This window comes from Streptomyces sp. NPDC102462 (assembly GCF_044765425.1).
Classification (GTDB): Bacteria; Actinomycetota; Actinomycetes; order Streptomycetales; family Streptomycetaceae; genus Streptomyces.
Map to the genome: position 1 here is coordinate 24,150 of NZ_JBIWKB010000083.1, position 9,278 is coordinate 33,427.

8 protein-coding genes and 1 pseudogene are annotated in these 9,278 nt (G+C 75.5%); 6 read left to right on the forward strand and 3 right to left on the reverse strand.

Translation table 11 applies throughout. The features are described from left to right. Window positions 1-88: 88 nt before the first annotated feature. Window positions 89-928 (forward strand): pentapeptide repeat-containing protein, encoded by an 840-nt coding sequence (locus ACIRFL_RS39865; protein ID WP_404039377.1) that lies wholly within the window; start codon window positions 89-91, stop codon window positions 926-928. Window positions 929-1,025: 97 nt separating this feature from the next. Beyond that, window positions 1,026-1,754, forward strand: coding sequence for a DUF2470 domain-containing protein (locus ACIRFL_RS39870; protein WP_404039380.1), 729 nt, complete (start codon window positions 1,026-1,028; stop codon window positions 1,752-1,754). Here the strand turns inward: ACIRFL_RS39870 and ACIRFL_RS39875 are convergent. The 3 genes from ACIRFL_RS39875 to ACIRFL_RS39885 form a co-directional block, all read right to left on the reverse strand. Then, complete coding sequence (locus ACIRFL_RS39875; RefSeq protein WP_404039383.1) at window positions 1,722-2,921, reverse strand: lactonase family protein; 1,200 nt, start codon at window positions 2,919-2,921, stop codon at window positions 1,722-1,724. The two genes, ACIRFL_RS39870 and ACIRFL_RS39875, sit on opposite strands and share 33 nt — an antisense overlap. Before the next feature lie 392 nt (window positions 2,922-3,313). Next, on the reverse strand, window positions 3,314-4,570 hold the full coding sequence (locus ACIRFL_RS39880; protein ID WP_404039385.1) for an aromatic acid exporter family protein: 1,257 nt from the start codon (window positions 4,568-4,570) through the stop codon (window positions 3,314-3,316). A gap of 86 nt (window positions 4,571-4,656) precedes the next feature. Further along, window positions 4,657-5,151, reverse strand: a complete 495-nt coding sequence (locus ACIRFL_RS39885; protein ID WP_404039388.1) for an FBP domain-containing protein — start codon at window positions 5,149-5,151, stop codon at window positions 4,657-4,659. A gap of 189 nt (window positions 5,152-5,340) precedes the next feature. Here ACIRFL_RS39885 and ACIRFL_RS39890 point away from each other — a divergent pair, with 189 nt between their 5' ends. From ACIRFL_RS39890 to ACIRFL_RS39905, 4 genes and pseudogenes are all read left to right on the forward strand, one after another. Then, a complete protein-coding gene (locus ACIRFL_RS39890; RefSeq protein WP_404039391.1) occupies window positions 5,341-6,483 on the forward strand; it encodes a winged helix DNA-binding domain-containing protein in 1,143 nt (380 codons plus the stop codon). Between the two features lie 85 nt (window positions 6,484-6,568). Beyond that, window positions 6,569-7,549, forward strand: a complete 981-nt coding sequence (locus ACIRFL_RS39895) for a phosphotransferase family protein (protein ID WP_404039394.1) — start codon at window positions 6,569-6,571, stop codon at window positions 7,547-7,549. 109 nt (window positions 7,550-7,658) lie between these two features. Next, a complete protein-coding gene (locus ACIRFL_RS39900; protein ID WP_404039397.1) occupies window positions 7,659-8,948 on the forward strand; it encodes an ROK family protein in 1,290 nt (429 codons plus the stop codon). A 114-nt stretch (window positions 8,949-9,062) separates the two neighbouring features. Next, window positions 9,063-9,278: pseudogene (locus ACIRFL_RS39905) on the forward strand (hypothetical protein); the annotation flags it as partial.

Below are 9,278 nucleotides of genomic sequence, written 5' to 3' on the forward strand. Positions count from 1 at the left end.
AGATGACCGGCGGGGCGGGCGCGGCCGGGCGGAGCGCCGCCGTTCGCCCGGGCGGGCGGCGGACGAGCAGGCCGGTAGGGTGGCCGGCATGCCGGACGAGAGGGACCGCCGAGCGGCGCTGCGCGGTGACTGCGCGCGCTGCTTCGGACTGTGCTGCGTCGCCCTGCCCTTCGCCGCCTCGGCGGACTTCGCCCTCGACAAGCCCGCCGGCCGGCCCTGCCCGAACCTGCGGGACGACCACCGCTGCGGCATCCACACCGAGCTGCGGTCCAAGGGCTTCCCGGGCTGCACGGTCTACGACTGCTTCGGCGCCGGTCAGAAGGTCTCGCAGCTCACCTTCGGCGGGCGGGACTGGCGCACCGGCTCCGCCGAGCACGCCCGCAGCATGGTCGAGGTCTTCCCCGTCGTGCGGCAGCTCCACGAACTGCTCTGGTACCTCGCCGAGGCGCTGGAGCTGCCCGCCGCCCGCCCGCTGCGTACCGAGCTGCGCGCGGCATGGAGCAGCACCGACCGGCTCACCCGGCAGACCCCCGGGGAGCTGGCCGTCCTGGACGTGGCCGCCCACCGGCGGCGGGTCGACGTGCTGCTGCGGCGCGTCAGCGAGTCGGCGCGGTCGGCGACACCGGGCGCCCGGGGCAGGAAGAAGGACCGGCGCGGCGCGGACCTGGTCGGCGCCCGCCTGAAGGGGGCCGATCTGCGCGGCGCCGATCTGCGCGGGGCCTGGCTCATCGCCGCCGACCTGACGGGCGCTGATCTGCGCGGCGCCGACATGATCGGCGCCGATCTGCGTGATGCCGATCTGACGGGCGCGGATCTGACGGGCGTGCTCTTCCTGACCCAGCCGCAGGCCGAAGCGGCCCGCGGCAGCGCAGGCACCCGGCTTCCGGCGTCGGTCACCCGCCCTGCGCACTGGACGGCACACGGCTGACCCCCGGCCCGTCCGCGTCGGCGTCCGCGCCGGGGCCTGGTTGGCGTACACCTCGATCTCCGATAAGTTAGGCAAGCCTTACCTAAGGAGGTTTCGGATGGGTGACAGCCAGACCTGGACGGCCGGGCCCGGCACGGCCGAGCGGGCCCGTTCGGTGCTCGCCACGGCGTGGTCCTGCACGGTGACCGCGCACGGCGGGCGCGACGAACTCGTCGGGGCGCACACCGTGACCGACGACGGGCGGGTGATCCTTCAGGTGCCCGAGGACAGCGCCCTGCTCACCGCGGCGATCTGCGCGCCGCGCGGCGAGCCCTGCGCGGTGCTGGAGTTCGCCGACGTGGCGCCCGTGCCGGTGCGCAGCCGGATCCGCGCCCGGCTCTGGCTGGCCGGCTGGTTCGCCCCCGAGGACGGCCGGCTCGTCTTCCGCGCCACCCGGGTGGTGCTGCGCCGCCCGTCCGGTGCCGAGACCGTCGGCCTCGACGAGTACGCCGCCGCCGCACCCGACCCGCTCGCCACCGCGGAGGCCCGGCTGCTCACCCACCTCGCCGACGCCCACCCCGACGCCGTCGAACGCCTCACCCGGCTCGTCAGGCCCGAGAGTCTGCACGCCACGACCCGTGTGGTGCCCCTCGCACTGGACCGGCACGGACTCACGCTGCGCATCGAGCGCACCCGCGCCCACGGCGACGTACGGCTGACGTTCCACCGGCCCGCCGACGACCTCGCCCAGCTCACCGAGCGCATCCACGTCCTGCTGGCGCAGGCGGCGGCCACGGCCACCTGCCCCCGCGCCCTACAGCGGCAGCGCGCAGACGGCGACCGGTGAGGCGAACGGCTCGCCCGCGAGCCGCAGCCCGCCGTTCTCCGCGTCCACATGGAAGACGCTCAGCGTGCCGGAGCGCTGGTTCGCCGCGAACAGCAGCCGGCCGTCGGGCGAGAAGGCGATCTGCCGCGGGAAGTCACCGGCCACCGGCACGGTGTCCAGCAGCCGCAGCTTGGCGCCGTCCGCCTCCACGGCGTAGCGCGCCAGGCTGTTGTGGCCGCGGTTGGCCAGATAGGCGAACGCGCCGTTCGCCGTGACCAGGATCTGCGCCGGATAGTTGGTGCCCGCACCGGACCCGGTGGACTGCGGCTCGCCGATCCGCAGCCGGCCGGTGTCCGCGTCGTACGCGCACACCACGACCGTGTCGTCCACCTCGTTGGCCAGGTACGCGAACCGGCCGCCCGGGTGGAAGGCGAGATGCCGCGGGCCGGCGCCCGGCCGGGTGTGCGCCCGGGCGACCTCGGTCAGCGTGCCCCGCGCCAGGTCCAGCCGGTAGCTGTACACGCTGTCGGTGCCCAGGTCGACCGCCAGGACATGACCGCCGTCGGGTCCGGTGACGAACTGGTGCGCGTGCGGTCCCTGCTGCCCGGGGCCGGGCGGGCCGGAGTGGGTCGCCAGCGCCGTGCGCTCCCCGAGGGCCCCCGAGGCGCCGACGGGATGCACGGCCACGCTGCCCGAACCGTAGTTGGCGCTGAGCAGCCAGCGCCCGCTCGGATGCACCGACACATGGCAGGGCGCCGCGCCGCCGGTGCCGCGGGAGCCGAGGATGCGCCGGTCGGCGAGGCGCACGGCGGTCACGGCGCCGTTGGTGCGCTCGTCGACCGCGTACAGGGTGCGGCCGTCCGGATGCGCGGCGAGGTAGGACGGGTCGGCGACACCGGTCAGGGTGCCGGATCCGGTGACGGCGCCCGTCACCGGGTCGTACCGGGCCAGACCGATGCCGGTGCCGCCGCCCTTGGCCGAGGTGTAGGTGCCCAGGTAGAGGGGGCGCGGGCCGGACGGCTCGGCCGGGCGCCGGGGCGCGGCGGACGACGCGGGCGCCGGCTGTCCGGGCTCGGCCCGCGGCGCCGCCGGTGCCGGCAGGGCCACCGCGGCGGCACCGCCCGCCATCGCCCCGACGAACCGGCGCCGGCTCCAGCCGCCGCCCGTCGCTCCCGCACCACTGCCCATGCCCGCACCTCACGGATGTCCGCTGCCCCGGTCGTGACAGCCACCATGGCCCGGACCGCCCCGCCGAAGCAAACGAGGCCGTGGCCGTCCGCGCCCCGCGGCGAGCGCACGGCCACGGACCGGCTGCCCCGGCTCGACGGCGTCCACGCGGGCAGCGGGACGCCGTCGAGCCAGGGCCGCCGGGGCCTGCACCGGACAGTTCTGCGGCTCGCGGGAGGGCCGGCCGCGCCACGGCCGGCCCGAGACGGCGCACACCCTGCCCACCTGGGCCAGGAGCGCGGCCTGCTCCGTCGAGCCCGCGAGGTCCGGCCCCATCGCCTCGCGCAGGCACACCGGCGGCATCACGCCGCCGCGCGCCCGCGGCACGCCCCTCTGCCTCGCCGGCCCGCGCCTCACCGGCGAGAACGTTCCCCGGCGTCCGTGTGGTTCCGGCGCAGCCGCTCCGGCACGCCCACCCGCTCCCGCACCCAGGCCATCCAGTGCAGCCGGTCCCGCTGCTTGCGCGAGACCCGGTCCAGCTCCTCCAGCAGACGGCGCGAACGGTGCTCGGTGTCCAGCTCGTCGATGATCCGGTTCACCTCGGTCAGGGCCGCGCCGAGCAGCTGCCAGCGCCGCGGGTCCCGCTCGGCCTCCTCCCGCAGCAGCAGGGCGACCTTGTCGCGGGTGCCCGCCGCCGTCTGCAGTTCGGCGGTCAGCCGCGCCTCGGCGGACTCGGCGCTGACCCTCAGATCGGTGGTCACCAGCACCGCGAAGCTGACCACCGCGTCGCCGACCTCGGACAGCAGCTGTTCGACGGCGGCGCCCGTCTCCGGCGGGAACAGGGGGTGGGGCGCGCGTGACTTCGCCAGGTCGGTGAAGGTCCTGGCCAGCACCCGCAGCACGACCGTGCAGATCTCCAGCGTGTCCAGTCCCGTGCGCAGCACCACCCGGTGCAGCAGGCCCTCCCGTACGCGCGGATTGAGCCGCAGACTGTCCTCGGCCTGCCGCAGGTCGGCGTCCACCTCGACGATGTCGTGATCCAGCTTGCGCGCCTCGTGCAGCCGCTCGGCGGCCAGCTCCCACGGGACCCGGCCCGCGGCCTCCTCGCCCAGCCGCAGCGTCAGCTGCCGCACCCGCCGGGCCAGCCCCTCGATCGACTCCCCGGCCTCGTCCACCCACACCGGGGGAGCGAGCACCAGGTTGCAGGCGAGCCCGACGGCCGCGCCGATCAGCGTCTCCACCACCCGGGCCCAGGCCGTGTTGCCGACCGTGGTCACGCCGAGCACCAGCATGGCGCTGATCGCCACCTCGGGTACGTACTCGTCGACCCGCACCAGGCGCCCCACGGCCAGCGCGGCCACGATCACCAGGGCAAGGCTCCACCAGGTCAGCCCGACCAGCAGGCTGAAGGCGATGGCGACCAGGACGCCCGCGACCACGGAGTTCACCCGGCGGATGCCGTTGGTGAGCGTGGCGTACAGCGTGACCTGGACGACGAGCAGGGCGGTCAGGGGCGCGGTGAGCGGCGCGGGCTCCGGGCTCAGCCGCAGCGCGACGACGTACGCGATCGTCGCCGCGCCGGCCGACCGCACCGTCTGGACGACGACCGGGTCACGGCGCCGCTTCACGAACCGCTTGGGGCCCGCGGTCCACTTCCGTACGTCTGGCATGCCTCGCTCTGTTCCCCGAGCCCGCACCCACCGAACGTACCCGCCCTGGTCCGGCGGCATTCGACCGTGATGGGGGCGCGTATGGGTCAGGCGTGGAGTTTGTCGAGGAAGGCGAGCAGGTTGGCCGTCGTGCGGGCGATCTGTTCGTCCTGGGTGAGGCTTTCCTCGAAGCGCCGGCCGGACTCGGGCACCTTCCTGCCGCGCACGTACAACGAACACGCCAGGTCGGTGCACATGTACACGCCGACCGAGTTGCCCTCGCGGCCCGCCGCCCCCGCCTTGCGGGCCGTCATCAGCGAGACACCGCCCCCGCCGTGGGTCGTCAGGCACACCGAGCACATGCTCCGGTGCAGAAAACCGTGCTGTGCGGCCGGGAAGCGCAGCGCGACACCGACCGGCCGGCCCTCCCGCTCGGCCACGAGATAGCTGCGGTCGGTCGCCCAGGGGTCGCGCCAGCCGAGGAAGTCCAGATCGTCCCACGGGCGTTCACCGAGGTCGCGGGGGACCGCCAGCCGCCTCGCCTCACCCTTCGAGCAGTTGACAAACGAGGTGCGGATGTCCTGTTCGGTGAGCGATCTCATGGCGGTCCTTCCTGTGGTACGGAACCCGGAGCCAGAAAGCCGAGGACTCCAGGTCTGCGGGCAGCCTAGGCAGCCACGACGCGGGGGAGCCAGCGGATTTCCGGCGCGCCCCGGCGCGGGCGGACGCGGCGCACGGCCCGCCGGCCACGGGTGGCGGCCGCGGCGGCGGTCACGACACAATCCCCGGTCATGGAGATCACCGAGCGCGAACTCAACCGGGCCACCCTGTCCCGGCAACTGCTGCTGGGCAGGGAACCGCTCGGTGTCGACGACGCCGTCCGCCGGGTGGTCGCCCTCCAGGCACAGCACCCCGCCTCCCCCTATGTGGCGCTGTGGAACCGGATCGGCGGCTTCGACCCCGCCGACCTGGACGCCGCGTTCGCCGCCCAAGCCCTGGTCAAGGCCACCTTGATGCGCATCACGCTGCACGCGGTGCACGCCGACGACCACCGGGCGCTGCGCGAGGCGATGCAGCAGACGCTGTACGCCTCCCGTCTCGGCTACCGTTTCGCGGCGGCCGGGCTCACCCCGGCTCACGCGCACGACCTGCTGCCCCAACTGCTGGAGTTCACCGAACGGACGCGCACCACAGACGAGTTGAAGGCGTGGCTGGAGCGGCGGCTCGGCCCGCAGCAGGCGGCCGGCGCCTGGTGGGGGCTGAAGGCCTACGCACCGCTGCTGCACGTGGCCACCGGCGGACCGTGGTCGTTCGGCCACCGGTCGTCGTTCGTCGCCGCGCCCATGGGCCCGCCGCCCACCACCCGGGACGCGGTGCCGGCCGCGATCCAGACCCTGGTGCTGCGCTTCCTGGCCGGGTTCGGACCGGCGTCGGTGGCGGACATCGCGCAGTTCTCCATGGTGCAACGCTCCCTCGTGCGCAGGGCGTTGACCGCCCTCGACGGCTCGGTCGAGCAACTGGCCGGGCCCGGCGGCACCGTCCTGTTCGACGTACCCGGCGCCCCGCGCCCGCCCGCGGACGCCCCGGCGCCGCCCCGCCTGCTGGGCATGTGGGACAGCATCCTGCTCGCCTACGCGGACCGCAGCCGGATCATCCCGCCCGCATACCGGCGGCTGGTGATCCGCGTCAACGGCGATGTGCTGCCCACGCTGCTGGTCGACGGCCGGGTGGCCGGCGTGTGGCGCGCCGTCGACGGCGGCATCGAGGCCACGGCCTTCGCTGACCTGCAGTCCGCCGTCTGGGACGGCCTCGCCGCCGAGGCCCGCTCGCTCGGCGCGCTGCTGTCCGCCCGCGACCCGCGCGCCTACAGCCGCTACGACCACTGGTGGACGAAGCTCCCCGACGGCGCGGCGCGTCGCCTGCTGCCGGCCTGACCGCCCGCCCCCACCGCCGGTCCGTACCCTGGAGCGGGGCCGCCGACGAGGCGGTGGGGACGTGACAGGGGAGGGGCGGCACACGATGGAGGACTCCTGGGCGCGGGCCCGGCAGGTACTGGCCGACGCGGGCATCGCGCCGGACCGGCTCGCCGCGGTGCGCCCGCTCGGCGGCGGCACCTACAACACCGTGCAGGAACTTCGGCTCGCGGACGGCGAACGCTATGTGCTGAAGGTCGCGCCGACCGCCCCGGGACTGCGCTACGAGGTCCGGCTCCTGGATGCCGAGGCCGCGTACTGCCGCGCCGCCGAGGCCGCCGGGGTGCCGGCGCCGCGCGCCGTGGCCCTCGGCGCCGGTGCCGACGGGCCGCGGCTGCTGCTGACCGCCTGCCCCGGCGAGCCCTGGGACGGCTCCCTGAGCGAGCGCGAACGGACCTTGTTGCGCACCGAGTTGGGCCGCCAGGTGGCCCGGCTGCACCGGGTGACCGGGCCCGGTGGCTACGGCTACCCGTCCGGCGCCCTCGGCCCGCTCGCCGCCGACTGGCGGACCGCGTTCACCACGATGTTCGACGCCGTCCTCGACGACGCCCACCGTTACCGGGCCCGGCTGCCCCGGCCCGTCGAGGAGGTGGCGGGTGCGGCGCGGGCCGCCTACGACGCGCTGGACGAGGTCACCGTGGCCCGCCCGGTCCACTTCGACCTGTGGCAGGGCAACGTCCTGGTGGACCGCTCGGCGGGGCCGGCCCGGATCGGCGGACTGATCGACGGCGAGCGGATGTTCTGGGGCGATCCGCTGGCCGACTTCGTCTCCCTGGCCCTGCTCGGGGACATCAGGAAGGAAGAGGCGTTCCTCGTGGGCTACCGGGAGGCCGGGGGCCATGCCGTGTTCGACACCGCGGCCTGTCTGCGGCTCGCCCTCTACCGCAGCTATCTCTACCTGATCATGCTGACCGAGACCGTGCCGCGGGCGGCGGACGCGGCGCACGACCGCTGGGTGCGCGAGCGGGTCGGCCCGGAACTCGTCGCCGCGCTGGACGAGATCGCCGAGCTGGCGCCCGCCTCTTAGCTCACAGCGTGAACTAAGGGTTGGAAGAATCTCGCGCGGGGCCCGTCCGCAGAGGTATGTTGCAGGTCGGGCAAGGTATCGAAGGGGCAGCAGGAGCCGGGGGAGCCGTATGGCGGGTCGGAACGGGCGCACGGTACGCGACCTCAGACGGGGCAACCGGGCCGCCGTGCTGCAACGGCTGTACTTCGACGGACCCCTCAGCCGGTTCGAGCTGGGCCCGGCGACCGGCCTCAGCTCCGGCTCGGTCAGCAACGTCGTCGCCGACCTGATCGCCGACGGCCTGGTCGAGGAGGCCGGCAGCGTCGACTCCGACGGCGGCCGGCCGCGCACCCTGCTGCGCGTCGCCCCGCACAGCGGACTCATGATCGGCGTCGACGTCGGCGAGACCCGGGTCCGGGTCGAGCTGTTCGACCTGGCCCTCACCGAACTCGCCCGGGTGGAACACCCGCTGGCCCAGCAGCGCTACGACGTCGACGTCATCGTCGGCCACATCCAGGGCGGCGTCGCCGAGGTGCTCGCCGCCGCCGGGACCGAACCCGACCGGCTGCTCGGCGTCGGCGTCGGTGTCCCCGGCATCGTCGAGCGCACCGCCGACCGGGGTGCCGTCGTGCACGGCCAGACGATCGGCTGGGACGCCGTACCGCTGGAGGCACTGCTCCGCTCCGGCTCCCCGCTCCCCGACACGGTGCCGTACTTCATCGACAACGGCGCCAAGACCCTGGGCCAGGCCGAGATGTGGTTCGGCGCCGGTCGCGGCGCCCGCAACGCGGTCGTGGTCCTCTTCGGCTCCGGCGTCGGCGCCTGCCTCGTCACCCCGGAGGTGGAGCACGGCAGGGCCGTCGAGTGGGGGCATCTGACGGTGCGGGTCCGCGGCCGGCGCTGCCGCTGCGGGGCGCTCGGCTGCCTGGAGGCGTACGCGGGCGCGGAGTCCCTGCTCTCCCGCTGGCGCGAGGAGGGCGGGCGCCCGCCCGCGGACACCGACGAGGAGACCGCGCTCACGGCGATGCTGGCCGCCGCCTATCCGTCCGGGGGCGGCGCCGCCGACCCGGTGGCGCTCGCCGTCCTGGAGGAGACCGCGGAGTACCTGGGCGCCGGCCTGTCCGACCTGATCAACCTCTTCCAGCCCGAGCGCATCCTGATCGGCGGCTGGGCCGGGCTGCAGCTCGGCTCCCGCTTCCTGCCCGCCGTACGCCGGCACGCGACCACGTACGCGCTGCGCCATCCGGCCGAGAAGGTGACGATCGACCTGGGCCGGCTCGGCCCCGACGCGGTCACCGTGGGCGCCGCGGTCCTGCCCCTCGCGGACTTCTTCAGCCGTGGCGGACACCGTGCGCGGCCCGCGCCCGAGGACCGCCTGCCCCCCTGGCGCGCAGCACTGGACGACCGCACCCCCCGCTGACCCCCCCCGCGCCCCGCCGACGACCCGCCCCGGCACCGCCGACGTGCGCTCTGCCCCGGCGTGCCCCGCTGCCGACGCGGCCCGGCTCGCCCCGGTGATGAAGGGGCCCGCCCCGTGGATGGTGTCTCCCGGCTCGCCGCCGACGGGCGTTCTCGCGCCGCTCGTCGCGCCCGCGCCCCGGCCCGCCCCGCCGACGACTCGCCCCGGCCCGGCACCGCTGATGTGCGTCCTGCCACCGGCGGGCCCGCGCCCGGCGTGCCCCGCTGCCGGCGCGGCCCGCCCCGTGGACGGCGCGTCCAGGTCCGGCGCCGCGCACGGGCGTCCTTGCCC

Excerpts from the sequence above, each read along its gene's own strand:
- ACIRFL_RS39885 (WP_404039388.1), bottom strand. The coding sequence starts at position 5,151 with ATGAGATCGCTCACCGAACAGGACATCCGCACCTCGTTTGTCAACTGC.
- ACIRFL_RS39890 (WP_404039391.1), top strand. The coding sequence starts at position 5,341 with ATGGAGATCACCGAGCGCGAACTCAACCGGGCCACCCTGTCCCGGCAA.
- ACIRFL_RS39870 (WP_404039380.1), top strand. The coding sequence starts at position 1,026 with ATGGGTGACAGCCAGACCTGGACGGCCGGGCCCGGCACGGCCGAGCGG.
- ACIRFL_RS39900 (WP_404039397.1), top strand. The coding sequence starts at position 7,659 with ATGGCGGGTCGGAACGGGCGCACGGTACGCGACCTCAGACGGGGCAAC.
- ACIRFL_RS39895 (WP_404039394.1), top strand. The coding sequence starts at position 6,569 with ATGGAGGACTCCTGGGCGCGGGCCCGGCAGGTACTGGCCGACGCGGGC.
- ACIRFL_RS39875 (WP_404039383.1), bottom strand. The coding sequence starts at position 2,921 with ATGGGCAGTGGTGCGGGAGCGACGGGCGGCGGCTGGAGCCGGCGCCGG.
- ACIRFL_RS39865 (WP_404039377.1), top strand. The coding sequence starts at position 89 with ATGCCGGACGAGAGGGACCGCCGAGCGGCGCTGCGCGGTGACTGCGCG.
- ACIRFL_RS39880 (WP_404039385.1), bottom strand. The coding sequence starts at position 4,570 with ATGCCAGACGTACGGAAGTGGACCGCGGGCCCCAAGCGGTTCGTGAAG.